Annotated in this window: 27 protein-coding genes; 15 read left to right on the top strand and 12 right to left on the bottom strand. The window is 54.1% G+C overall.

The window, feature by feature from the left end; translation table 11 throughout:
* The first annotated feature begins 171 nt into the window (after nucleotides 1–171).
* Nucleotides 172–1,125 carry a YbeF family transcriptional regulator gene (locus GM298_RS20680; protein ID WP_045286197.1) on the top strand — a complete coding sequence of 318 codons (954 nt, stop codon included), beginning with the start codon at nucleotides 172–174 and terminating at the stop codon, nucleotides 1,123–1,125.
* Nucleotides 1,126–1,332: 207 nt separating this feature from the next.
* Nucleotides 1,333–2,298 carry a lipoyl synthase gene (lipA, locus tag GM298_RS20675; RefSeq protein WP_024907012.1) on the top strand — a complete coding sequence of 322 codons (966 nt, stop codon included), beginning with the start codon at nucleotides 1,333–1,335 and terminating at the stop codon, nucleotides 2,296–2,298.
* 81 nt (nucleotides 2,299–2,379) lie between these two features.
* On the opposite strand, the gene tatE is transcribed toward lipA, so the two are convergent.
* Nucleotides 2,380–2,583, bottom strand: a complete 204-nt coding sequence (gene tatE, locus GM298_RS20670; protein WP_025756331.1) for a twin-arginine translocase subunit TatE — start codon at nucleotides 2,581–2,583, stop codon at nucleotides 2,380–2,382.
* 125 nt (nucleotides 2,584–2,708) lie between these two features.
* On the bottom strand, nucleotides 2,709–3,497 hold the full coding sequence (locus GM298_RS20665; protein WP_266155185.1) for a deaminated glutathione amidase: 789 nt from the start codon (nucleotides 3,495–3,497) through the stop codon (nucleotides 2,709–2,711).
* 67 nt (nucleotides 3,498–3,564) lie between these two features.
* On the opposite strand from GM298_RS20665, the gene crcB reads away from it, so the two are divergent.
* Nucleotides 3,565–3,948, top strand: coding sequence for a fluoride efflux transporter CrcB (crcB, locus tag GM298_RS20660; RefSeq protein ID WP_025756329.1), 384 nt, complete (start codon nucleotides 3,565–3,567; stop codon nucleotides 3,946–3,948).
* Nucleotides 3,949–4,167: 219 nt separating this feature from the next.
* Here crcB and cspE read toward each other — a convergent pair whose 3' ends face one another.
* Complete coding sequence (cspE, locus tag GM298_RS20655) at nucleotides 4,168–4,377, bottom strand: transcription antiterminator/RNA stability regulator CspE (RefSeq protein WP_002439184.1); 210 nt, start codon at nucleotides 4,375–4,377, stop codon at nucleotides 4,168–4,170.
* Between the two features lie 190 nt (nucleotides 4,378–4,567).
* Nucleotides 4,568–5,185, bottom strand: a complete 618-nt coding sequence (gene pagP, locus GM298_RS20650; protein WP_047958016.1) for a lipid IV(A) palmitoyltransferase PagP — start codon at nucleotides 5,183–5,185, stop codon at nucleotides 4,568–4,570.
* Between the two features lie 395 nt (nucleotides 5,186–5,580).
* Here pagP and dcuC point away from each other — a divergent pair, with 395 nt between their 5' ends.
* Both dcuC and rna read left to right on the top strand, forming a co-directional pair.
* The gene (gene dcuC, locus GM298_RS20645; RefSeq protein WP_266155184.1) at nucleotides 5,581–6,948 is read left to right on the top strand and encodes an anaerobic C4-dicarboxylate transporter DcuC; all 1,368 of its coding nucleotides are present in this window, start codon (nucleotides 5,581–5,583) and stop codon (nucleotides 6,946–6,948) included.
* 94 nt (nucleotides 6,949–7,042) lie between these two features.
* Entirely contained in the window at nucleotides 7,043–7,852 is an 810-nt protein-coding gene (rna, locus tag GM298_RS20640) for a ribonuclease I (RefSeq protein WP_266155182.1), read from the top strand.
* On the opposite strand, the gene GM298_RS20635 is transcribed toward rna, so the two are convergent.
* Nucleotides 7,846–8,463 carry a flavin reductase family protein gene (locus GM298_RS20635; RefSeq protein WP_095450051.1) on the bottom strand — a complete coding sequence of 206 codons (618 nt, stop codon included), beginning with the start codon at nucleotides 8,461–8,463 and terminating at the stop codon, nucleotides 7,846–7,848. The two genes, rna and GM298_RS20635, sit on opposite strands and share 7 nt — an antisense overlap.
* A 259-nt stretch (nucleotides 8,464–8,722) precedes the next feature.
* Between GM298_RS20635 and rnk the strand changes: the two genes are divergently transcribed.
* Together rnk and yldA are read left to right on the top strand one after the other, a co-directional pair.
* The gene (rnk, locus tag GM298_RS20630; RefSeq protein ID WP_025756324.1) at nucleotides 8,723–9,133 is read left to right on the top strand and encodes a nucleoside diphosphate kinase regulator; all 411 of its coding nucleotides are present in this window, start codon (nucleotides 8,723–8,725) and stop codon (nucleotides 9,131–9,133) included.
* A 139-nt stretch (nucleotides 9,134–9,272) separates the two neighbouring features.
* A complete protein-coding gene (gene yldA, locus GM298_RS23295) occupies nucleotides 9,273–9,362 on the top strand; it encodes a small membrane protein YldA (RefSeq protein ID WP_008501020.1) in 90 nt (29 codons plus the stop codon).
* Nucleotides 9,363–9,372: 10 nt separating this feature from the next.
* Here the strand turns inward: yldA and GM298_RS20625 are convergent, their stop codons facing one another.
* The gene (locus GM298_RS20625; RefSeq protein ID WP_025756323.1) at nucleotides 9,373–10,611 is read right to left on the bottom strand and encodes a zinc-dependent alcohol dehydrogenase; all 1,239 of its coding nucleotides are present in this window, start codon (nucleotides 10,609–10,611) and stop codon (nucleotides 9,373–9,375) included.
* Nucleotides 10,612–10,791: 180 nt separating this feature from the next.
* Between GM298_RS20625 and uspG the strand changes: the two genes are divergently transcribed.
* Nucleotides 10,792–11,220 (top strand): universal stress protein UspG, encoded by a 429-nt coding sequence (gene uspG, locus GM298_RS20620; protein ID WP_025756322.1) that lies wholly within the window; start codon nucleotides 10,792–10,794, stop codon nucleotides 11,218–11,220.
* Between the two features lie 55 nt (nucleotides 11,221–11,275).
* Here the strand turns inward: uspG and ahpF are convergent, their stop codons facing one another.
* Both ahpF and ahpC read right to left on the bottom strand, forming a co-directional pair.
* Nucleotides 11,276–12,841, bottom strand: a complete 1,566-nt coding sequence (ahpF, locus tag GM298_RS20615; RefSeq protein ID WP_025756321.1) for an alkyl hydroperoxide reductase subunit F — start codon at nucleotides 12,839–12,841, stop codon at nucleotides 11,276–11,278.
* Between the two features lie 188 nt (nucleotides 12,842–13,029).
* Complete coding sequence (gene ahpC / locus GM298_RS20610; RefSeq protein WP_008501015.1) at nucleotides 13,030–13,593, bottom strand: alkyl hydroperoxide reductase subunit C; 564 nt, start codon at nucleotides 13,591–13,593, stop codon at nucleotides 13,030–13,032.
* Nucleotides 13,594–14,230: 637 nt separating this feature from the next.
* Between ahpC and citR the strand changes: the two genes are divergently transcribed.
* The 3 genes from citR (at nucleotide 14,231) to GM298_RS20595 (ending at nucleotide 17,138) form a co-directional block, all read left to right on the top strand.
* Nucleotides 14,231–15,130, top strand: coding sequence for a DNA-binding transcriptional repressor CitR (citR, locus tag GM298_RS20605; protein WP_025756320.1), 900 nt, complete (start codon nucleotides 14,231–14,233; stop codon nucleotides 15,128–15,130).
* 173 nt (nucleotides 15,131–15,303) lie between these two features.
* On the top strand, nucleotides 15,304–16,527 hold the full coding sequence (locus tag GM298_RS20600; RefSeq protein ID WP_266155180.1) for a phosphoadenosine phosphosulfate reductase: 1,224 nt from the start codon (nucleotides 15,304–15,306) through the stop codon (nucleotides 16,525–16,527).
* Nucleotides 16,512–17,138, top strand: coding sequence for an IbrB-like domain-containing protein (locus GM298_RS20595; RefSeq protein WP_266155179.1), 627 nt, complete (start codon nucleotides 16,512–16,514; stop codon nucleotides 17,136–17,138). The genes GM298_RS20600 and GM298_RS20595 overlap by 16 nt, the downstream gene beginning before the upstream one ends.
* On the opposite strand, the gene GM298_RS20590 is transcribed toward GM298_RS20595, so the two are convergent.
* On the bottom strand, nucleotides 17,139–18,299 hold the full coding sequence (locus tag GM298_RS20590) for a pyridoxal phosphate-dependent aminotransferase (protein ID WP_266155177.1): 1,161 nt from the start codon (nucleotides 18,297–18,299) through the stop codon (nucleotides 17,139–17,141).
* A gap of 122 nt (nucleotides 18,300–18,421) precedes the next feature.
* Here GM298_RS20590 and GM298_RS20585 point away from each other — a divergent pair, with 122 nt between their 5' ends.
* From GM298_RS20585 to GM298_RS20575, 3 genes are read left to right on the top strand one after another with little or no spacing between them, the layout of a single operon-like run.
* Nucleotides 18,422–19,036 (top strand): methylthioribulose 1-phosphate dehydratase, encoded by a 615-nt coding sequence (locus GM298_RS20585; RefSeq protein ID WP_025756316.1) that lies wholly within the window; start codon nucleotides 18,422–18,424, stop codon nucleotides 19,034–19,036.
* The gene (gene mtnC / locus GM298_RS20580) at nucleotides 19,033–19,722 is read left to right on the top strand and encodes an acireductone synthase (RefSeq protein ID WP_266155175.1); all 690 of its coding nucleotides are present in this window, start codon (nucleotides 19,033–19,035) and stop codon (nucleotides 19,720–19,722) included. Before GM298_RS20585 ends, mtnC begins: the two co-directional genes overlap by 4 nt.
* Nucleotides 19,719–20,261, top strand: coding sequence for a 1,2-dihydroxy-3-keto-5-methylthiopentene dioxygenase (locus tag GM298_RS20575; RefSeq protein WP_025756314.1), 543 nt, complete (start codon nucleotides 19,719–19,721; stop codon nucleotides 20,259–20,261). Before mtnC ends, GM298_RS20575 begins: the two co-directional genes overlap by 4 nt.
* Before the next feature lie 94 nt (nucleotides 20,262–20,355).
* Here GM298_RS20575 and GM298_RS20570 read toward each other — a convergent pair whose 3' ends face one another.
* Both GM298_RS20570 and mtnA read right to left on the bottom strand, forming a co-directional pair.
* Nucleotides 20,356–20,826, bottom strand: a complete 471-nt coding sequence (locus GM298_RS20570; RefSeq protein WP_045286208.1) for an SRPBCC family protein — start codon at nucleotides 20,824–20,826, stop codon at nucleotides 20,356–20,358.
* 42 nt (nucleotides 20,827–20,868) lie between these two features.
* The gene (gene mtnA, locus GM298_RS20565) at nucleotides 20,869–21,885 is read right to left on the bottom strand and encodes an S-methyl-5-thioribose-1-phosphate isomerase (RefSeq protein WP_266155173.1); all 1,017 of its coding nucleotides are present in this window, start codon (nucleotides 21,883–21,885) and stop codon (nucleotides 20,869–20,871) included.
* Nucleotides 21,886–21,990: 105 nt separating this feature from the next.
* On the opposite strand from mtnA, the gene mtnK reads away from it, so the two are divergent.
* Complete coding sequence (gene mtnK, locus GM298_RS20560) at nucleotides 21,991–23,190, top strand: S-methyl-5-thioribose kinase (RefSeq protein WP_047958005.1); 1,200 nt, start codon at nucleotides 21,991–21,993, stop codon at nucleotides 23,188–23,190.
* Between the two features lie 40 nt (nucleotides 23,191–23,230).
* On the opposite strand, the gene GM298_RS20555 is transcribed toward mtnK, so the two are convergent.
* Nucleotides 23,231–24,472 carry an LVIVD repeat-containing protein gene (locus tag GM298_RS20555; protein ID WP_266155172.1) on the bottom strand — a complete coding sequence of 414 codons (1,242 nt, stop codon included), beginning with the start codon at nucleotides 24,470–24,472 and terminating at the stop codon, nucleotides 23,231–23,233.
* Nucleotides 24,473–24,531 lie beyond the last annotated feature (59 nt).

Below are 24,531 nucleotides of genomic sequence, written 5' to 3'. Positions count from 1 at the left end.
TTAGCTTCCCTCAAACGTGACAAACAGGGTCTAAGTAACGTGAGTGATAATCACACAACTGTTTGATTTTTGATAAAGAAGTGAAACAAAACCAACACTTTACGAATCTCTACAAGCATAATAAATAAATTCAACTATCATTCATATTGTGAATGTATACGGAGTAAAAGCGTGGAGTATAATAATTTACCAGCCAAACGCCTGAATGACCCTGGTGGCGAAGACAAGCCGCAAATTTTTCGGACTTTACGTAATATTGATCTCAATTTACTGACTATTTTTGAGGCAGTATATGTCCATAAGGGTATCGTTAACGCTGCGAAAATTCTTAATCTCACGCCATCAGCAATAAGCCAGTCCATTCAAAAGCTGCGCGCTATATTTCCCGACCCGTTATTTATCCGTAAGGGCCAGGGGGTAACGCCGACGGCCTACGCCACGCACCTCCATGAGTTCATCAGCCAGGGGCTGGAATCCATTCTGGGCGCGCTGGATTTAACCGGCAGCTACGATAAGCAGCGCACCATTACCATCGGCTGTTCCCCTTCCGTGGGCGTTCTGGTGATGCCTGCAATTTATCAGGCCGTGAAAGAGCATGCCCCGCAGCTTCTGCTGCGCAATGTGCCTCTCAGTGAGCCTGATATTCAGCTTGCCCAGTTCCAGACGGACCTGATTATTGAAAGCGGCAGCTTCAGTGCCAGAGCACTGGGGCAAAATGTGCTCTATGCGGATAATCTGGTTCTGGTGTGTCGCCAGCAGCATCCTGCTCTCAGCGAACCACTGACCCTTGAAAATCTGCGCAACTATGACCACTCGTCTTTCATGACCGAAGGACAGGCGAATCATGCTCTGCGCCAGCGTATTGATGAAATTTTCCCGGAACGCCAGATCAGTTTCAGCAGTTACAATATGTTCACTACCGCATCTCTGATCGGCAGCAGCGATATGCTGTGCATTATGCCGGCACGTCTGTACAACCTGCTGCGCAAATGCTGGCCGCTTGAAAGTATCCCGCTCAGCCAGCTTAATGCGGAATCTGTCGAGATTTCACTGCATTACAACAAACTGAGTTTGCGCGATCCGGTCCTGGAAAACGTTATCCGCATTATCCGTCAGGCCTTCTGACCGCTTCAGACAGCACAAGTCCCTGCTGCAGGCAGGGCAAAAGGCACAAAACAACAACTATTTTACAAATTGGCGACCTGGCAGGCTGCTTTAACGCCCCTTTCAATGATATACTGCCTGTCGTTCGTTCAAAAATAGTTGATAAATACAACATTCCCTTGAATTGAAACGCTTTCCTTCGATATTCGCAACTGGAACACGCACGCTATGAGTAAACCCATTGTGATGGAACGCGGTGTAAAATACCGCGATGCCGATAAAATGGCCCTTATCCCGGTTAAAAACGTGGCTACAGAGCGCGAGGCGCTGTTAAGAAAACCGGAATGGATGAAAATCAAACTTCCGGCCGACTCTTCGCGTATCCAGGGGATCAAAGCGGCGATGCGCAAAAATGGCCTTCACTCCGTTTGTGAAGAAGCCTCTTGCCCGAACCTTGCTGAATGTTTCAATCACGGTACCGCGACGTTTATGATTCTGGGTGCTATCTGTACCCGCCGCTGCCCGTTCTGCGACGTAGCCCATGGCCGTCCAGTTGCACCTGATGCTAACGAACCCCAAAAACTGGCGCAGACCATCGCTGACATGGCGCTGCGTTATGTGGTCATCACTTCCGTAGACCGTGACGATCTGCGCGATGGTGGTGCACAGCACTTCGCTGATTGTATTACGGCCATTCGCGAGAAAAGCCCGAACATCAAAATTGAGACGCTGGTGCCTGACTTCCGCGGCCGTATGGACCGTGCGCTGGATATTCTGACCGCCACGCCGCCAGACGTGTTTAACCACAACCTGGAGAACGTGCCGCGTCTTTACCGCCAGGTTCGTCCGGGTGCGGATTATAACTGGTCCCTGAAGCTGCTGGAGCGTTTTAAAGAAGCACATCCGCACATTCCGACCAAATCAGGTCTGATGGTAGGGCTGGGTGAAACCAATGAGGAAATCATCGAGGTCATGCGCGATCTTCGCCGCCACGGTGTAACCATGCTCACCCTGGGCCAGTATCTGCAGCCAAGCCGTCACCACCTGCCGGTACAGCGCTACGTCAGCCCGGACGAGTTTGATGAGATGAAAGCCGAAGCGATGGCGATGGGCTTTACCCACGCGGCGTGCGGCCCGTTTGTTCGCTCTTCATACCATGCGGACATGCAGGCGAAAGGCGAAGAAGTAAAATAATGCTGTAATATTCATTTACAGTAATACAAAAAAACCGGCCTCATGAGCCGGTTTTTTTTCGCATGCCCTCAGGCATGGCTGTCACTCTTTGTGAGAAAGCTTGTCTGCCGGGATGTCGTCCTCGGCGCTTTTCTTCGCAGCCGCGTCATCGTCGTTCATCGCTTTCTTAAAGCCTTTGATGGCAGCCCCCAGGTCACCACCCAGCGTGCGTAACTTCTTGGTACCAAACAGCAGGACGACCAGTGCGGCAACCACCAGCAGTTTGGTAATACTAATCTCACCCATAGATACCTTCTTTACTTAAAACAGGCTGCATACAGCGCCAAAACCTGAATCTATTAACGGTCATTTAGCGCGTGCACACAATAGCAATCTGTAACAAGGTGAATCAAGCGTTGTTGAAAAAAACATCACAATAATTGCGGTGGCGCAAACCGACGATTGCGAAGAACAGGTAATTGCTGACGTGCAAGCGCGATTCTGTCTACGTTTATCTCCGCCACCAGCAACTCGGGGGTTTCAGCGGCGGCGGCGATCGTCACCCCAAGCGGATCCACCACCCTGCTTTGCCCGATATTTTTCGTGCCGCATTCGCCTGCTGCAACCACATAGCAGGTCGTATCCAGCGCGCGCGCCGCAAGCAGCGTCGTCCAGTGATGCTCCTTCAACGGTCCTTTGACCCACGCGGCAGGCAATACCAGAACGTCCGCGCCCTGTAACGCCAGATGGAGCGCCAGCTCCGGAAAACGCAGGTCGTAGCAGGTCATCAACCCAATTTTTACTCCGTCAATCTCCAGCAGCGGGGGAATACGGTCTCCCGGGTCAACCCGCCGGGACTCCTGAACGCTGAAGGCATCATAGAGATGCAGCTTGGCGTAATGTGCGACAATCTTCCCGTCACGAATCGCCACCAGCGTATTGACCGCACGATCCTGTGTTGAGGGAACATGCACGGTCAGAATGGTGGTCATCTCGTTACCAGCACTCTGCGCCAGTAAATGCTGTAAAAAACCGCCGTTCAGCGGCTGGGCCGACTTCACCGACAGATCCGGGTCATTATCATCACGGGCCAGCAAGGCCTCCGGGAGCACCAGCAGCGACGCGCCTTTTTGCTGTGCCTGCGCCATCAGATTGACGCAAGCGATCGCGTTCTCGTGCCAGCGAGGCGTGACCGCAAACTGTCCTACCGCAACATACATATTTGTCCCCTCATCATAAACGGCGTTAAACTCGCTTCTCTTACACATCAAATAGCAGGTATTAAGCGTGTTACAACTACTTTTAGCCGTTTTTATTGGTGGGGGAACGGGTAGCGTTGCGCGATGGTTTCTGAGTATGCGGTTTAACCCGCTGCATCAGGCGATTCCGATGGGGACGCTCGCCGCGAACCTGATTGGCGCCTTTATCATAGGCATGGGACTGGCCTGGTTTAACCGCATGACGCACATCGACCCAATGTGGAAGGTATTGATTACGACAGGTTTCTGCGGCGGCTTAACCACCTTCTCCACCTTCTCTGCAGAAGTGGTGTTTCTCTTTCAGGAAGGTCGTATCGGCTGGGCGCTGGTGAACATCGCCATTAACATGCTGGGCTCCTTTGCGATGACGGGGATCGCATTTTGGCTATTTTCCACCGCAAGTCAGCACTAACAGCCGGCGCGTTAATGTTGGCTTAATTTTTCTCTGTCACTCTGAGTGCAATACTGAACGAGGGTGACAGAATGAAACAGAGTCTGATGAGCGCAGGAATGGTGTTGTTGAGCGTGCTGATCGTGGCCAGCTTCCTGAAAATGTATCTGCTTGGCTGATTCAAAACGAAAAAAACCCGCTCAGTGAGCGGGTTTTGAAATTCTTGCTGACGCGTCTGAATTACAGAGCGATTACGTTAGCAGCAGAAGGGCCTTTGGCACCGTTAGTGATTTCGAACTCTACACGCTGACCTTCAGCCAGAGTTTTGAAACCATTAGACTGGATTGCAGAGAAGTGTACGAACACGTCTTTGCTGCCATCTTCAGGAGTAATGAAACCGAATCCTTTGGACTCATTAAACCACTTAACGTTACCTTTAATCTTAGACATCAAAATTACCTTTACATTAAAAAACGACACAAATGCTGTGTCGGTTACCAGTACATCAATTGTGGGACCTTTTGTCCAGCGGATCTTTGATAAAAAGTGACTAAAGTCGCGTTAATTTTCACTGGCAGATTTTTATCGTTTATGAATCAACGCCTGCGCGTTTTTTCACCAACATGTAAAGTTTTTTCAGTTAAAACTGAAAACGCATCCAGGCGAAGTAAACGTTACCGTTGTTGTACGTACCGGGAATGTAGGTCATCTGGAACGTTGCCGGCCCATAGCCAATAGAGGCCAGCGGCAGCAGCACCGGGATCGGAATGTAGTTCCAGTTGTCACGCGCAGTGACCCCGGCGGTATAGCCCAAACCGACGTGGAAGTTCTCGTCTGCTAACGGGCGCCAGGTTTTCTCCCAGCCATAACCGCCAATCGGTTCCCATTTATTAAACGAGTCCTTAAAGGCCATCAGATAGATGCCGTGCCAGTTGCCCTTTTCATCCCAGCGCGACTGACCAAACCCCGCCCCCCAGGGACGCTCGTTGTATTTATCGGTTTTCTCTTTGTCATAAGCAAAGCGCGCATGCCACGTTATTGCCGGAACATAGAGATCATAATGTTCTGGTGCCGACCATGTCTGGGAAACATTATCCGTAAAGGTTGAGAACCAGCCTTTATCCGTCGCGTTGTCCGCTGCCTGTGCAACAGAAGAAAACGTTAACTGCCCAAAAATAAACAACAAAATAGAGAAAAAAGTATTACGTACGATCACAATGCAATTACCATTCTTAGTATTCGAGGCAAAGTTTACCATAAAATAGTTGAACCAGAACTTAACGGCATCGCTGTTATTCCTAATTATCCGGCCTTTTTTCGGGAATATTCTTAATTAAACCTGTCGGGAACGTTCGAATAAGCCCATATTACGTAGGCTTTTTACCTCTTTAACTTTTTAATCAACAACATACTAAACTACACAGGTTATTAACATTTTGTTATCATTATAAAGACATCCTGCGCGATGTCTGACGGTCAAGCCTCTCATGACATAAATGTATGGGCCATGGCAAAAATGCGGTTGTTCCGTTCTCTAGTCGTCTGTTTATTGATTTTAATCAGCAAGAACGGGCCATTTATTCGGCACATTTTCATCCTTCTTATTTTATTGATTTTTTTGTGCTCCAGTGCAGCAAAGATACAGGGGAAATCATGCTTACGTTTATCGAACTCCTTATTGGGGTCGTCGTCATTGTCGGTGTCGCACGCTACATCATTAAAGGCTACTCGGCCACGGGCGTATTATTCGTTGGCGGTTTAACACTGCTGATTATCAGCGCCATAATGGGGCATCAGGTATTACCAGCCAGCGCAACCAGTACTGGTTACACCGCCACTGATATTGTTGAATACATTAAGATATTACTCATGAGCCGCGGCGGCGACCTGGGTATGATGATCATGATGCTGTGCGGTTTTGCCGCCTACATGACCCATATCGGTGCCAACGACATGGTCGTGAAGCTTGCCTCAAAACCTCTGCAGTACATCAACTCGCCCTATCTGCTGATGGTCGCCGCCTATTTCCTCGCCTGCCTGATGTCGCTGGCCGTGTCGTCGGCTACCGGACTTGGCGTACTGCTCATGGCCACACTGTTCCCGGTCATGGTCAACGTTGGTATCAGCCGTGGCGCGGCAGCGGCAATTTGCGCGTCACCGGCAGCGATAATTCTCTCCCCGACTTCAGGTGATGTAGTACTGGCAGCAAAGGCAGCGGAAATGTCACTCATCGACTTCGCCTTTAAAACCACATTGCCGATCTCTATTGTCGCCATTGTGGGAATGGGGATCGCGCATTTCTTCTGGCAGCGCTATCTGGATAAGAAAGAGAACATCAGCTACGAAATGATGGATGTGAGTGAAATCACCACCACCGCACCCGCGTTTTATGCCATTCTGCCCTTCACCCCAATTATCGGGGTACTGATTTTTGACGGCAAATGGGGTCCGCAACTGCACATCATCACCATTCTGGTGATCTGTATGCTGCTGGCCGCCATGCTGGAATTTGTGCGTGGTTTTAACACGCAAAACGTCTTCTCCGGTCTGGAAGTGGCGTATCGCGGTATGGCAGATGCTTTTGCCGGGGTGGTGATGCTGCTGGTTGCGGCAGGCGTCTTTGCCCAGGGCCTGAGCACAATTGGCTTTATCCAGAGCCTGATCTCCATTGCCACCTCGTTCGGCTCGGCCAGTATTATCCTGATGCTGGTTCTGGTGGTGCTCACCATGCTGGCGGCCATGACCACCGGCTCCGGTAACGCGCCCTTCTACGCTTTTGTGGAGATGATCCCCAAACTGGCTCACTCCTCCGGTATTAACCCGGCGTACCTCTCCATTCCCATGCTGCAGGCGTCAAACCTGGGCCGTACTATCTCCCCGGTGTCGGGCGTGGTCGTCGCCGTTGCCGGGATGGCAAAAATCTCGCCATTCGAAGTGGTCAAACGCACCTCAGTGCCGGTGATTGTTGGGCTGATTATCGTGATTATCGCCACCGAAGTGCTGGTTCCCGGCGCGGCCTAAGCTAAATTACGGCTATCCAGAAAGCGCCTGCGGGCGCTTTTTGTGCTTTAATAACTCCCAGAAATTTATTGTGCTCATTCGATCAGGAAATCATATGTTCAGGAAGGATATCGTTATCCCGTCTGGCGCATTCGCGCTTGCTCTTTGTGTTTTCTCCACACAGGCCGAACCGCTCAAGGCAACGCAGTATGGCGATTTCGATCGTTATGTGCTGGCGCTGTCCTGGCAAACCGGGTTTTGTCAGAGCATGGTCGAGCGCAACCGTAATGAACCAGACGAGTGTCGCCTGCAAAAAGAGACCGACAATAAAGTCGATTTTCTGACCGTTCACGGACTCTGGCCAGGCCTGCCGAAATCGATTGCCGCCCGCGGCGTGGATGAACGTCGATGGATGCGCTTTGGCTGCGCCACGCGCCCGATCCCGAACCTGCCGGAAGCGAAGGCCAGCCGCAAATGTGCCGCCGCCGAAACCGGACTGTCGCTGTCCGGGGCCGCAAAGCTAAACAGCGTGATGCCGGGCGCGGGCGGTAATTCCTGCCTGGAGCGTTACGAGTATGCCAAACATGGCGTCTGCTTTGGTTTTGATCCCGATGCCTATTTCGGCACGATGGTGCGGATGAATCAGGAAGTAAAAAGCAGCACTGTCGGTCAATTCCTCGCCGATAACTACGGGAAAACCTTCAACCGTAGCGACTTTGACCGCGCCGTTGCCAAAAGCTGGGGCAAGGAAAACGTCAAAGCGTTCAAGCTCACCTGCAATGGCAATCCGGCGTATCTGACCGAAATGCAGATTTCACTCAAGGCTGACACCATTAATAACCCGCTGTCTGCGACGTCATTTGCCCCGCAGCCACATCCGGGTAACTGCGGTAAACAATTCGTGGTAGATAAGGCCGGTTACTGACCCGCACCCGGGCGAACCATATCAAACCGGTTTTCATCACTGATCCCATAGTACGCCGTCGGCCCACCCGCACGCAGGATGGGCTGCGCTTTCGCCGTCTGGTAGATCCCCTCTTCCAGCAACGATTCGGCAATATGGATACCGACCACTTCCCCCAGCACCAGCCAGGTATCAACCGGCGTACCGTCGGCGCCGGTCAGCTGAATGCACTGCGACAGGCGGCACTCAAAATTCACCGGGCTCTCCGCCACGCGCGGCGCCTTAACAAGCAGGCTCGCCGCCGGCGTCAATCCGGAAAAGGTAAACTCATCCCGATCGTGCGGAAGCATCGCGGACGTTTGGTTCATCGCTTCAGCCAGATCGCGCGTGGCCAGGTTCCAGACAAACTCCCCCGTTTCGGTAATATTACGCACGCTGTCCTTCCAGCCGTTGCTGGAAAAACCAATGATAGGCGGACGATAGTTAAAGCAGTTAAAGAAGCTGTACGGTGCGAGGTTCAACTGACCGGCCTTATCAGATGAGGAGATCCAGCCAATAGGACGTGGGCCAATAATGGCATTCAGCGGGTCATGCGGCAGGCCGTGCCCCTGGGACGGTTGATAGAAGTACATAGTGCTCTCTCGTTGGCGGGCATGGCGCTTCGCACCAGACCCTGGTTCAGAACGCTCAGCGTAACGCAATCCAGCGGAAAGGAAGACTGAATAAATTTCAACGAAAATTCATATGGACCATGAATGTGACCTTCATCACTTCAAACTTACGCGCTCAGCCAGTATCATCGGGAGAGTTAAACCCTCGCTGCCAGACGGCGAGGGTTTTCTTTTGGATCAGTTTCTGCGTAACACGCAGCATTAACGACATGGAGTAAAAATGTCCAGACCAACCATTATCATTAACGAGCTCGACGCAGAACGTATCGACAGACTGCTGGAAAAAGCAGAATTTGCCTCACTGCCGGTGGCAGACGCTCTGAATGAGGAGCTCGACCGGGCACAAATGTGCACGCCTGAGTCGATGCCCCATGACGTGGTCACCATGAACAGCCAGGTAAAATTCCGCAACCTCACCACTGGTGAAGAGCTAACCCGCACGCTGGTTTACCCGGCGCAAATGACGGACAGCAGCACTCAGCTTTCTGTCCTCGCACCGGTAGGGGCCGCGCTGCTGGGGCTGCGCACGGGGGATACCATCCACTGGGAATTACCGGGCGGCGCCTCAACCCATCTGGAAGTCCTGGCGTTACTCTACCAGCCAGAAGCGGCGGGCGATTACCTGCGTTAACCCCCTTCTGAACAAGCGCGCCCCGCGTTGCACAGAGGATGCAGTCGCATCCTCTTTCCGCCAATTCACCCTAATTTCCTATATCGCGCAAAATGGCCTTAATCCACGCTTAATCTGTTTTGGTGCCGCGGGGACGGTCATGAGTGAGATAGGGGTTATCACGCTTATTTTTCTCATTTTTGTGGCGATTATCGTCACGGCGGTGCTTTATCTGGAGCGCCACTGGTAGATGAGTCACCTCACACCACCCCACCCGGAAAGGCATTTACCAGCCCTTTAACCTGCTGTTCCGCCGCCTCGGGCGTTTCGGCGCCAGGAACCAGGATCACCTTCCGGCACTCCTCCTCCCGTTTTTCGAAAATCTTATAGGCGCGTTCCGCATCCGCAAGGGGGAGATAATGGGTGACGATCTCTTCCGGCGTAAGCAGCCCTTTTTCGATCAGCGGTAACAGTTCGCCCAGCCAGGCGTGAACGTGCGTCTGGCCCATCTTAAACGTCAGCCCCTTATCGAAGGCATCGCCAAACAGGAAGCCATGAATAAACCCAGCGTACACGCCGGGTACGCTGACCACCCCGCCACGGCGAACGGCCGCAATACACTGACGCAACGCTTTCCCGCTGCTGCCTTCAATTTTAAGATTGCTGAGGATCGTTTCCGTGGTGCTGCCTTTCGCTTCGAATCCTACCGCATCAATCACGGCATCAACCCCACGCTGGCCGGCGGTCTGCTCGATGATTTTTTCCGCGGCGTCATTATCTTCATCAAAGTTGATGGGGATGGCACCGTAACGCGCCTCGGCAAATCGCAACCGATACGGGTGGTGATCGATAACAAAGATCTGCTCGGCCCCTAACAGCCGCGCGCAGGCAATGGTCAGTAGCCCCACCGGCCCTGCACCGTAAACCGCCACGCTTGAGCCTTTTTCAATCTGCGCATTTTTTGCCGCCTGCCAGGCCGTGGGCAAAATATCCGACAGGAACAGCGCCTTATCATCAGAAAGAAGTTGCGGGACTTTAAACGGCCCGACGTTACCTTTCGGCACGCGCACATATTCCGCCTGTCCCCCCGGCACGCCGCCGTAGAGATGGCTATAGCCAAACAGCGCTGCCGGCGCGGGGATTTGCTTTTTGTTCAGAGCCGCACCCTGTCCGGCATTGGTATTCTCACAGGCCGCGTACTGCTGCAAACGACAAAAGAAACAGTCTCCGCAGGCGATGACAAAAGGGATCACCACGCGATCGCCCTTTTGCAGCTGCTTCACCTCTGAGCCGCACTCAACAATTTCGCCCATGAATTCGTGACCAAAAATATCGCCGTGCTGCACCTTCGGGATCTTGCCACGATAGAGATGCAAATCGGAGCCGCAGATCGCCGTGGCCGTAACGCGCAGGATGATATCGTCGGGCTGTTCAATGATGGGGTCAGGGACATTCTCGACGCGAACATGGTGCGGACCGTGATACGTAAGTGCTTTCATGCGACCTCCGAAAGGTTCCAGGTAAGTGTATAAGGGTAGCTACCCCTGAAGGTCTGCCCGGGAATAGAGGCCTTTTGAGATTTTTCCTGGCGAGATAAGAAAACTGACGAGGCGCTTACAGAAACCATGACTATTTTGTGGTTGAATGAGTTCAGCGTTTATAAACAAGGAGAAACGGGTATGTATCAGAGAATCATTATGCCGGTTGATGTTTTTGAGATGGAGCTGAGCGACAAGGCCGTACGCCATGCCGAGTTCCTGGCACAGCAGGACGGTGTCATCCATCTGTTGCATGTGCTGCCAGGCTCCGCCAGCCTGAGCCTTCACCGCTTCGCCGCCGATGTGCGTCGCTTCGAGGAGCACTTGCAGCACGAGGCGGAAACGCGCCTGCAAACCATGGTGGGCCATTTCAGCATCGACCCTTCACGCATCAAAACGCACGTCAGGTTTGGCAGCGTGCGTGATGCGGTAAACGAACTGGCAAACGAACTGAAAGCTGACGTGGTGGTCATCGGTTCGCGTAACCCGTCCATCACCACGCATCTGCTCGGGTCGAACGCCTCCAGCGTGATCCGCCATACGCACATTCCGGTGATGGTCGTCAGATAAAAAAAGAGGCCACCTTCCGGTGGCCTCTTGCTATTGCAGGTGTCGTCTTACTTTTTTATGCGGTTTTGGTACGAATGAGATAGTCGAATGAACTCAGGGACGCCTTCGCACCTTCGCCCGTGGCGATGATGATCTGTTTGTAAGGCACGGTGGTACAGTCGCCGGCCGCAAATACGCCCTTCACGCTGGTCTCACACTTCGCATCAATAATGATTTCGCCCATACGGTTGCGCTCAATCGCCCCTTCCAGCCAGGTGGTGTTTGGCAGCAGGCCAATCTGCACGAAGATCCCCGAAAGCGCTACGCTGTGGACATCGCCACTCACGCGGTCGCGGTATTCCAGACCGGTCACCTTGCTGCCGTCACCCTTCACTTCCGTGGTCTGCGCGTTCAGGATGATGTCGACGTTTTTCAGGCTGCGTACTTTGTCCTGCAGAACCTGGTCGGCTTTCATCTCCGGGGCAAACTCCAGCAGGGTAACGTGTTCCACAATACCCGCCAGGTCGATAGCCGCTTCCACGCCGGAGTTACCGCCGCCGATCACCGCCACGCGTTTCCCTTTGAACAGCGGACCATCGCAGTGCGGGCAGTAGGTCACGCCCTTAGTGCGATACTGATCTTCGCCCGGGACGTTCATGTTGCGCCATTTCGCGCCGGTAGCAATGATAATGCTGCGCGCTTTCAGCACCGCGCCGGAGGCGGTTTCAATCTGATGCAAGCCACCTTCAACCGCGGCCGGAACCAGCTTGCTGGCGCTCTGGCTGTCGATCACATCCACTGCGTAATCACTGACGTGCGCTTTCAGTGCCCCGGCCAGTTTCTGACCTTCGGTTTTCGGTACTGAGATATAGTTTTCAATATCCACGGTATCCAGTACCTGACCACCAAAACGTTCGCCCATCAGGCCGGTACGGATCCCTTTACGTGCGGAGTACACCGCCGCCGCCGCGCCCGCCGGGCCAGAACCGACAATCAGGACATCATACGCATCACGCGTGTTCAGCTCTTCGGCAGCCCGTTTTTCGGCACCCGTATCCACTTTGGCGACAATTTCCGTCAGGGTCATACGCCCCTGGCCAAACTCCTGCCCGTTCAGGAACACTGCCGGAACACCCATCACGTTGCGATCGGTGATTTCGTTCTGGAAGGTACCCCCGTCTATAGCCGTGTGTTTGATGCGCGGGTTCAGAACCGACATCAGGTTCAGCGCCTGCACCACGTCCGGGCAGTTGTGGCAGGAGAGTGAGTAATAGGTCTCAAACTCAAAATCACCGTCGATATCGCGGATCTGCTCCAGCAGCGCCTGTGCTTCTTTCGACGGATGGCCGCCGGTCCACAGCAACGCGAGCACCAGCGAGGTAAATTCATGCCCCAGCGGGGAACCGGCAAAGCGCGGCCCTTGATCAGAGCCTGGGTTGGTTATCAGGAAAGAAGGCTTACGGACTGCCAGGGTATTGTCTTCTTTGAACGTCACCTTTGGCGACAGTTCAGCGATCTCTGCCAGCAGTTCCTTGATCTCTGCCGATTTCGCGCTGTCGTCCAGCGTGGCAATCAGCTCAACAGGTTTGGTCAGTTTCTCAAGGTAGGCCTTGAGCTGGGTTTTCATCGTAGTGTCGAGCATTATTCTTCCCTCTCTTAAAACGTCATCATGCAAGCAGCCTTTCTGCGGGCGGCCTGAATGCAACTTGCATCATGGTGCTGGAATGAAATGGGCGCGGATGCGCCCATTGATTGCCGGGTGGCACTTCGTTTACCCGGCCTACGATACTGCAGGCCTGTGCAAGCGCAGCGCCGCCAGGCTTTACAGACTTAGATCTTGCCGACCAGGTCCAGAGATGGCGCCAGGGTCGCTTCGCCTTCTTTCCATTTCGCCGGGCAGACTTCGCCTGGGTGAGAAGCAACATACTGAGCCGCTTTCACTTTACGCAGCAGGTCAGAAGCATCACGGCCGATACCTTCAGCGGTAACTTCGATAGCCTGGATAATGCCCTGCGGGTCAACAACGAAGGTCGCGCGGTCAGCCAGGCCTTCATCTTCACGCATGTTGTCGAAGTTACGGGTCAGGGCGCCAGTCGGGTCACCGATCATCGCGTATTTGATTTTGGCGATGGTTTCAGAGCTGCTGTGCCATGCTTTGTGGGTGAAGTGGGTGTCGGTAGACACTGAGTAAACGTCTACGCCCAGCTTCTGCAGTTCGTCGTAGTGATCTGCCACGTCACCCAGTTCAGTCGGGCAAACGAAGGTGAAGTCAGCAGGATAGAAGAAGAACACGCTCCAGCGGCCTTCGGTATCTTTTTCAGTGACTTCAATGAACTCACCGTTTTTGAACGCCTGGTTTTTGAAAGGTTTAATTTTGGTATTAATCAAAGACATCTGTACTTCCTCCGTGTTTTCGTTGAGATGTAAGGTAACCAACTTTATCCATCGGGGCTAATGCGTATGCTTTATCAAATCAATCAGCCAAACCTAACAACCCAATCAAGACAACGTTAAGAACTGAATAAACAAAAGCCCGAAAGTAAAAAGGCCGCCCTGGTGGGCGGCCCTGATACCTGAACTTTCCACAGGAACTTTCAGTGCCAGTAACACTGGCGTTGCGTTGCGCTCTACTTACCTTTTTATCAGGATCGTAACAGCCTCCTGATTACAGCACCCGTACTGACCCAGAGCAATGCGCGAAAGGGGTAATCGTATCTATGGCTGTGATAGGTTTTACCAAACGGTCTTTATCACGCACGCCCCTCTTATCCGGCGTGAAAAATAGAAATGAGTGATATTTACTTGTCGATATATAAACGACACTATTTTTATTCAATTTTATCTGCGTTTTTAAAGATAAAAATATCTTCATTATAATTGAAGTCCTATTTCATTAATCTACGTTCGTGATATATTAAGTTCGCATTGAATAACAATTAAGTTAGTTAACTATCACGGATGGTAAATAGTTAACTTAGTTCTATAGTTATCATTGATGTGATAACGCAACGCAGCTCACTCAGGATGAAACATGGCAAACCTTTACGACCTTAAAAAATTCGATCTCAACCTGCTGGTCATTTTCGAATGTATCTACCAGCACCTGAGCATCAGCAAGGCAGCAGAAACGCTGTACATCACTCCGTCAGCCGTCAGTCAATCGCTGCAGCGTCTGCGTAACCAACTCAACGATCCGCTGTTTATCCGTTCGGGGAAAGGAATTACGCCCACCACGGTGGGTGTCAATCTTCACCATCATCTTGAGCAAAACCTCAATCAGCTTGAGCAGACAATCAACATTATGAATGCGTCTGCACTTAAAAAGAATTTTATCGTTTACAGTCCGCAAATCCTGACGACGGAAAACCTGATTACCCCGCTTAAGCTCTTGATGAGACATCATAATTACGAGATAGAGCTTCACGATATGCTGCTGACTGCTGATTCCGCAGAAGACCTGCTGGCGTACCGTAAAGCGGATCTTATTTTTTCTATGGCGCCGGTTAACAACCGTTCCATGGTGTGTGTCCCTTATGCAAGCTATTCAATGGTTATGGTATGCAGTCAGGATCACCCGCGCATGAAAGACGTTGTGACGATGGAGGAACTTCAGGAAGAGAAATTTACGATTTTCCTCAGCGAGGAAGCTGGCGTGAAGAACTACCAGTCACAAGTGGCGAAGGTGCATGCCGAGAAAAACATTGGTTTCCGTTGCGATTCCGTATACACGATCCTCGCCATGATTAGCGCCTCGCATCTCATTGGTTATTTGCCCGAAGTATTATTTGAAAAATACAAAGACGTAATGCGGCTCAAAAGATTGCACGCCCCCATCACGCTTCCCCCTGTGGATGTGTTCATGATTTATAACCGCTCTGCCCTAAACAGCTCGATTTTCTCGACCTTTATTGGACAAGTTGCGGAAATTTAAACACCTCGGGCTGGGGTTCACACAGCCCTTTTCTTTAATAAACAGATAATCATCATTTATAGATAATAAAAACTTTTCTCTTTTTCATTTACCTGTTCCTGTTTTTCACTACTATTATCCTCACACCTTAATTGACACCCATCCGGTATTTATATCCAGGGAGAAGATTGGTTATGTCAATGTATAAGTATCCGCTCAATCAAAATGTCCTGGAGGCTGCGGAGGACCGCATAACATGGACGCTTGAGAATCTACCCAGAGTTTGTGTTTCATTTTCAGGTGGGAAAGATTCCACCATTATGCTGCATTTAACGGCCCGTCAGGCCCGCAAAATGGGGAGAAAAATTCATCTGCTTTTTATCGACTGGGAAGCGCAGTTTACCTATACCATTCAGCATGTAAATAATATGCTCGCGCAATACGCCGACGTGATTGAACAATACTGGTGGGTTGCGCTCCCCCTCACCACGCAAAATGCTCTGACACAATTCGAGCCAGAATGGCAATGCTGGGAGCCAGGGAAACAGTGGGTGCGCCAGCCGCCTGCAGGGGCGATTACCGATCCGGCTTACTTCGATTTCTACCAGCCAGGCATGACGTTTGAAGCCTTTGTCCGCGCCTTTTCCGACTGGTACGCCCAACGACGCCCGGCGGCAATGATGGTCGGTATTCGCGCCGATGAATCCTACAACCGTTTTTTGACCATCGCCAACGCGCGAAAGCAGCGTTTTGCCGATGACAAACCCTGGACCACCGTCGCCCCTGGCGGCCACGCCTGGTATATCTATCCGCTTTATGACTGGAAAACCGCTGATATCTGGACATGGTTTGCCAAAACGGGCGGATGCTATAACCCGCTTTACGACCTGATGTTCCAGGCGGGCGTCCCCCCGCGCTATATGCGCATTTGTGAACCCTTTGGCCCCGAGCAGCGCCAGGGGTTGTGGCTCTATCACGTCGTGGAGCCCGAGCGCTGGGCGGCGATGTGCGAGCGGGTGGCGGGCGTTCACTGCGGTGGCGTCTATGCCGGGCAGGACAATCATTTTTATGGCCACCGCAAAATTCTGAAACCCGACGCGCTCAACTGGCGGGAATACGCCCTGCTGCTGCTCGACAGCATGCCGCAAATGACGGCGGAACATTACCGCAATAAAATCGCGATTTATTTGCACTGGTATCAGAAGAGAGGCATGGCCGATATTCCCGACACGCAGGAAGGCGATATCGGGGCGAAAGATATTCCGTCCTGGCGACGCGTGTGTAAGGTATTACTCAATAATGACTACTGGTGTCGGGCGCTTTCATTCAGTCCTAATAAACCAAAGCATTATCAGCGTTACAGCGAACGGATAAAGTCAAAACGCAAGGAGTGGGGAATATTATGCAGCAACGATTGATTCAGGAAATTAAACGTTATCTTCAGTCTCTTCCCGAAGACCAACGCATTGAAGCCATCAACGCCTTTCGTCAGGCCATTCATGAAAATAGCCCTTTCCGTGAGCAGCCTGTCGACTGCGTGCTGTGGATTAAACAGGACGATATCACCGCGAACGATTACAACCCCAATAACGTCGCGCCGCCGGAAAAACGGCTGCTCTGCAAATCACTGGAGCTGGACGGTTTCACCCAGCCCATTGTGGTAACGGAAAGCGGTACTCAACATTATGAAATCGTCGACGGCTTTCACCGCCACGAAATGGGTTCGAACCGGGCGGTGTTAAAGCGCCAGCTTAAAGGCTACCTGCCCGTCACCTTTCTGCGTAAAGAACGGCAGAAAAAGTTCGACCGGATGGCGGCCACCATTCGCCATAATCGTGCCCGGGGTCGTCACCAGATTAGTGCGATGTCCGACATCGTCCGCGAGCTGGTCCAGCTTGGCTGGGATGACGAGAAAATCAGTCAGGAACTGGGGATGGACAACGACGAGATCCTGCGCCTCAGGCAAATCAACGGCCTGCTGGAACTCTTTGCAGACCGTCGATACTCCGAAGCCTGGACGGTAAAATAATCAGAGCGCGTTTAGACGTTCTGCCGCCGCCAGCAGCGTCGATTCCTGTTTCGCAAAGCAGAGACGGATCAGCTTATGCGGGAAGGGATCGGCGCAAAATACCGATAACGGGATCGCCGCCACGCCCACCTCTTTGGTCAGCCACTGGCAGAAGCTGACGTCATCCAGATCGGAAACCGCGCTGTAGTCAGCCAGCAGGAAGTAAGTCCCTTCCGAAGGCAAAATCTCCAGACGGCTTTTACTGAGCGCTGAGACAAACAGATCCCGACGTTCGAGGTAAAAATGCGGTAATTCGCGATAATGTCCGGACTCAGCGCGCAGCATATCGGCCAGCGCCAGCTGGGCTGGCGTATTCACGGCAAACGTCAGGTACTGGTGCACTTTGCGCAGCTCCGCGCTAATGGCGGCCGGCGCGATGCAGTAGCCCACTTTCCAGCCGGTCATATGATAGGTTTTACCGAATGACGACACGGCGATAGCCCGCTCGCGAAGCTGCGGATGGGCCAGCACGCTGGCGTGCCCTTCCTCTGCAAAGCAGATGTGCTCGTACACTTCATCGCTCAGAACATAAATCTCGCGTTCGGCGATAGCCTGCCACAGTGCGGCGAAATCGGCCTTCTGCCACACGGTCGCCGAGGGATTATGCGGCGTATTCAGGATCACCAGGCGGGTTTTGTCACTCAGCAGCGCAGCGAATGCCTGCCAGTCAGGACGGAAATGCGGTGGCTGTAACGGCACCCGTTTTACCACGCCGCCGGCGAGTTCAACCGCCGGCGCGTAGCTGTCGTAGCTCGGGTCAAAGCAGATCACCTCATCGCCGGTGCGGACCAGCGCCGTGATCGCCGCATACAGCGCTTCGGTAGCCCCTGCCGTCACCGTGATGTCAGTATTTGCATCAGGCTTATGGCCATATAGCTCAGCCGTTTTGTCCGCAATGGCCTCCCGCAGCGCCTGCACGCCGGTCATCGGCGCGTACTGATTCGCCCCCTGTGCGACGTGGTACGCCAGGCGCGCCTGCAAATATGACGGTCCGTCAAAATCCGGGAACCCCTGCGAAAGGTTAATCGCATTGTGCTGCTGCGCCAGGGCGCTCATCTGCGTAAAGATGGTTGTCCCCAGTTGAGGAAGCTTACTCTGCGGAATCAATGCGTTAGTGCTCATTGTGTTGTGCCTGCTTGTAATACTTATGTTGCCGCCACTATAACACGATGTTAGTCTTTGGCAATCAAGACGCTTAGACGTCTATATGCTATTCATATTCCTGTCCGGGAGGATACAAGGCAATGACAGACAACCCGCAACTCACCTCTCTGGTCGACGCCTGCCGCTGGATCGGGGCCAAAGGCTGGGCGCCTGCCACCGGCGGCAATATGTCGGTGCGTCAGGACGAACATCTGTGCTGGCTCAGTGAATCCGGAAAAGACAAAGGCAGCCTCACAACAGAGGATTTTTTGCAGGTGGAGATCGCCACCAACCGCGCGCCATCTGGCCGCAAGCCCTCGGCGGAGACCGGGCTGCACACCCTGATCTATCGTCTGTTCCCGGAAGCCAACGCCGTTCTGCACGTTCACACGGTTAACGCCACGGTGCTGTCGCGTCTGGTGAAAGAAGCTGAGCTCAACATCAGCGGCTTCGAGATGCAAAAATCCCTCACCGGGCAAACCAGCCATCTGGATACGGTGGCCATTCCGGTGTTTGACAACGACCAGGATATCGACGCCCTCGCCTCGCGAATCGCCCATTACGCACAGGAACGCCCGCTTAATTATGGTTTTCTTCTGCGCGGTCATGGCTTAACCTGCTGGGGACGCGATGTGGCCGAGGCCCGCCGTCATCTTGAAGGGTTAGAATTCTTATTTGAATGCGAAATGCGTTTACGACAACTGGAGAAGGTATGATTCGCGCAATTGTGACGGATATTGAAGGCACCACCAGCGATATCCGTTTTGTCCATGATGTTTTGTTCCCCTACGCGCGTGAGCGTCTGGCGACCTTCGTCACCGCTCAGCAGTACGCCGAGCCGGTCAAATCCATTCTGGACAACCTGCGCGAGGAAATTGACGCGCCGCACGCCAGCGTCAGCACGCTTATCGACACCCTGTTTACCTTTATGGATGAAGACCGCAAATCGACGGCGCTGAAGGCACTGCAGGGGATTATCTGGCACGACGGATACGTCAATGGCGACTTTACCGGCCATCTCTACCCGGACGTGCTCCCTGCGCTGGAAAAATGGAAAGCGCAAGGGATTGATCTCTATGTTTATTCCTCTGGCTCCGTCGCAGCGCAAAAACTGTTATTTGGCTACAGCGACGAAGGTGATATTACTCATCTGTTCAGCGGCTATTTTGATACCCATATCGGCGCCAAGCGTGAAGTGCAGTCTTATCAGAACATTGCGGCGCAAACGGGCGTCTCGCCATCGCAGATCCTGTTCCTGTCAGATATTCATCAGGAGCTGGACGCGGCTGAACAGGCAGGTTTTCGCACCCTGCAGCTGATTCGCGGTGATGATGACGGCGCAAGCCACCATCATCAGGTTCACCAGTTTGACGAGATTAACCCGGAGCAGATCCCTTCATGAGCGCATTAACGATTTACTCTGATAAAGACGCCAGTAAGCATCAGTGGCACAGCACCAACGCGGACGAAATTGCCCAACAGCTCAACGCCAAAGGCGTGCGCTTTGAACGCTGGGCGGCCGATCGGGATTTAGGACAGGACCCCACGCCTGAAGCCGTGATCGAAGCTTATCAGCATGCGATCGATAAGCTGGTGGCGGAGAAGGGTTACCAGAGCTGGGATGTGATCAGCCTGCGCGCCGACAACCCGCAGAAAGAGGCGCTGCGCGCGAAGTTCCTGAACGAGCACACCCACGGCGAAGATGAAGTGCGCTTCTTTGTAGAAGGCGCCGGGCTATTCTGCCTGCACATTGGTGATGAGGTGTATCAGGTGCTGTGCGAGAAAAACGACCTGATTTCCGTGCCGGCGGGCACGCCGCACTGGTTTGATATGGGTTCAGAGCCGAACTTTACCGCGATCCGTATTTTCGACAACCCGGAAGGCTGGGTGGCGCAGTTTACCGGTGATGCGATTGCGGATGCGTATCCGCGCCTCGCATAGGTGAAAGCAAAACGGCAGCTATAGCTGCCGTTTTTAGTGTTTGCTCCCTCTCCCTGTGGGTGTGTACAGTCCGGGGTGAGGGCACCAGCGCGCCCTACGCGTTAAGCCCCTTCACATACCCCACCAGTTGATCCAGCACAATCCCCCACCCTTCGTGGAAGCCCATCTGCTCATGCTGCTCGCGGATCGCCTTCGTTGGATGCCGCGCAATCGCCGTGTAGCGGGTCTTGCCTTCCCCGACATCTTCCAGCAACAGGATCGCCGTCATAAACGGCTTTTCGGCCGGTTTCCAGCCTTCGGTATAACCGTCGGTAAAGACCAGCTTTTTGCCAGGATCGATTTCCAGAAAGACGCCGCGGTTATCCATCCGCTGACCGTCCACCTCAAACACGGTGTTGAACCGCCCGCCCACGCGGAGATCGAGATCGCATTCGGTCACCTTATGGGGTGCAGGAATGAAGAAGTTTTTGATGTGCTCGGGCGTAGTCCAGCACAGCCATAGCAGGTCACGCGGTGCATCCACCACGCGCTCCAGTTTTAAATCTGTCTCAGGGTCGAGCGTCACGATGTTGTCCTCTCAGGGGAACCCCTTAAAGGATAGCCGGAGTCAGGCGAATTTCCCGTTTGCCACCGCTTCCGGCGTGACCACGCCCGTATCCAGTACCCAGCCGCTAATCAACGAGGCAGGCGTAACGTCAAAGGCCGGGTTATAGACCCGTGCATTTTCCGGCGCCCACTGCACCGCGCCAAAGCTTCCCGCCACGCCCGTCACTTCGCTGGCGGCACGCTGCTCGATGGGGATCGCGTCCCCGTTCGGGCAGGCCGGGTCGAGCGTGGTCTGCGGCGCGGCAACGTAGAACGGAATACCGTGGAATTTCGCCAGCACCGCCAGAGAGTAGGTGCCAATTTTATTCGCCACATCACCGTTGGCGGCAATGCGGTCGGCCCCTACCCACACGGCGTCGACCTGCCCTTTCGCCATCAGGCTGGCGGCCATGGAATCGGTGATAAGCTGATACGGCACACCCAGCTCGCCAAGCTCCCATGCGGTCAGCCTGCCCCCCTGCAGCAGCGGCCGGGTTTCATCCACCCAGACGTTAGTAACGTTGCCTTCCTGATGCGCACGGGCAATAACGCCGAGCGCGGTCCCCACGCCCGCGGTTGCGAGACCGCCAGTGTTGCAGTGGGTCAGCAGACGGCTACCGGGCTTCACCAGCGCACTGCCCGCACGCGCGATGGCGTCGCAGAGCTGCTTATCCTCATCAATCAGACGCAACGCTTCCGCCGTCAGCGCTGGCACAAAATCTTCCTGCCAGAGCGCCAGCTTCATGCGGTCGAGGTTGTTCATCAGGTTAACCGCCGTCGGCCGGGAGGCGCGCAGCGTTTCCAGCGCCAGCACCAGTTCATCACGGCTTTTGCCGTTTTCGGCCAACAGCGCCAGCAGCAGGCTTGCAGAGAGACCAATCAGCGGCGCACCGCGCACGCGAAGGGCATGAATATGCCCCACCAGCGCCTCTACCGTTGTCGCGTCCAGCCAGCGTTTCTCCTGCGGAAGCGCCTGCTGGTCGAGAATAAAGAGCTGATTATCCGTCACCCGCAGGCTGGTCGTCTGTATTGTCTGCATGTCGTTAATTCCCTGTTGCGTTGTTGTAGCACATTGTGTCAGGATGAAATCCAGATGTATAGACGTCTACATGTCTTTATTCGCAAAATCAGTGAGGAGCAGGCAATGTCGCAATACCGTACCTTTACCGCCCAGGACGCCGTGGAGTATGCCAGGCAGTTTGGCGGCCTTGATAATCCCTCATCGCTGGTAGAGGCGCAGGAAGTGGGCGACGGTAACCTTAATCTGGTTTTCAAAATTTACGATGCCCAGGGCGTGAGCCGTATCATCGTCAAGCAGGCACTCCCTTATGTGCGCTGCGTCGGCGAGTCATGGCCGCTGACGCTGGACCGTGCGCGCCTGGAGGCGCAAACGCTGGTCGAACACTACCGGCACAGCCCGCAGCACACGGTGAAAATCCACCATTACGACCCGGAGCTGGCGGTGATGGTGATGGAAGATCTCTCCAGCCATCGCATCTGGCGCGGCGAGCTGATTAAAAATCATCACTACCCGCAGGCCGCACGTCAGTTGGGGGAATACCTGGCGCACACGCTGTTCCACACCAGCGATTTCTACCTGCACCCGCACGATAAAAAAGCGCAGGTGGCGAAGTTCATTAACCCTGAGATGTGCGAGATCACGGAAGATCTGTTTTTCAACGATCCCTACCAGATCCACGCGCGCAACAGCTACCCGGCCGAGCTGGAAAGCGACGTCGCCGCCCTGCGCGACGACGCCCAGCTGAAAATTGCCGTGGCCTCACTCAAGCATCGCTTCTTCTCGCATGCCGAAGCGCTGCTGCACGGCGATATTCACAGCGGATCGATATTCGTGGCGGAAGACAGCCTGAAGGCCATCGACGCTGAGTTCGGCTACGTAGGCCCGATTGGCTTTGACGTGGGCACCGCTATCGGCAACCTGCTGCTCAATTTCTGCGGCCTGCCGGGGCATCTGGGCATTCGCGATGCCGCCGCCGCGCGCGAACAGCGCCTGACCGATATTCAGGAACTCTGGAACACCTTCGCGGAACGCTTCCAGGCGCTGGCACATGAGAAAACGCGCGATGCCGCGCTGAGCGTACCGGGCTATGCCTCCGCGTTTCTGAAAAAAGTCTGGCACGATGCCATCGGCTTCAGTGGCACCGAGCTGATCCGCCGCAGCGTAGGGCTTTCACACGTGGCGGATATCGACACCATCGCGGATGATGCCATGCGCCACGAATGTCTGCGCCACGCGATTACGCTCGGCAAGGCGCTGATTGTGATTGCCGATCGCATCGACAGCGTGGAAGAGCTGGTGGCACGGGTGCGTCAGTACAGCTGAGACCGTTTGCCCGGTGACGCTGCGCTTACCGGGCAAACTCTCACCCCAGATACTCAATCACCGACAGCCCGCCGTTATAATCCGTGCTGTAGATAATCCCCTGCGCATCCACAAACACATCGCATGACTGGATCACCTGCGGGCGATTCGGCCGCGTGTCCATCATCCTCTCAGGCGCAGCAGGTACCAGCGCACCGGTTTCCACCGGACGATACGGATTGGAAATGTCATACGCGCGTATGCCAGCATTCTGGTAAGTGGCAAAAATCAGCGTTGAGCTGACAAAGCTCCCCGGCCGGTTTTCATGCAGATTATGCGGTCCGAAATGTGCCCCTTTCGTCACGTAGTCTCTCTCATCCGGCTGCGGGAACGTCGAGATACTGACCGGGTTTGCCGGCTCGCGGATATCAAACAGCCAGATCAGCTTCTCGCCGTCTTCCTGATTGTCGAGCACCGCTTCGTCGAGCACCACCAGCAGATCGCGGTCGGGCAGCGGCAGCGCGGTGTGCGTCCCACCGCCAAACGGCGGGCTCCAGTTGCGATGGCTAATTAATGTCGGCTGGGTGCGGTCTTTCACGTCCAGCAGCGTCAGACCGCCGTCGCGCCAGCTGCCGTAGGCGGTATCGCCTGCGACGATCGCATGATGCAGCGCATAGCGTTTGCCTTCCGGCCAGTCAGGCTTTTCCCCTGCCGCCTGATTCATCCCCGGCAGCCACCAGCGCCCTGCCACTTCGGGCTTACGCGGATCGGCCAGATCGATGGTCAGGAAGATGTAGTCGGTAAAACCGTCGATCAGCGCGGACACATAGGCCCAGCGCCCGCCGACGTACCAGATGCGGTGAATGCCGATGCCGCTCAGTGACAGAAAGCCGATCTCACGCGGCTTGTCCGGCGTGGAGATATCAAACACGCGCAGCCCGGCGCTCCAGCCTTTGTCCTGCACGTCGCTGACGGTCTCCCCCACCTGACGGGTGTAGTAAACCTTCTCGTCGGCAAAACGGGCATCGGCAAACAGATCCCGGGCGTTGATCACCAGCAGCAGATCGTCATGCGCCTGGAGGTGCACATTCCAGGTGCCGGGCGGCGCGGGAACATAGCCCGCGGGTTTGGGGTTTTTCGGGTCGCGCACGTCCACTATCGAAAAGCCCTGCGACACCATATGGCCGATCCAGGCGAAACCGCGGTGCACCATCAGCTGCACGCCGTCAGGGCGACCGCCCTGGTCGCTATGGCCAATCAGCCGCATATTGCGGCTGTATTCGGGGGTGGGTAATGATGACATAGTGGATTCCTTTCGCCCGGTGGCGCTGCGCTTACCGGGCCTACGGGTGCAAAATGTAG

Origin of the sequence: Enterobacter sp. HSTU-ASh6 (assembly GCF_026319105.1) — a bacterium.
Taxonomy (GTDB): domain Bacteria; phylum Pseudomonadota; class Gammaproteobacteria; order Enterobacterales; family Enterobacteriaceae; genus Enterobacter; species Enterobacter sichuanensis.
Note: the sequence above shows the minus strand (reverse complement) of the source record. Positions and strands in the feature narration are given on the sequence as shown.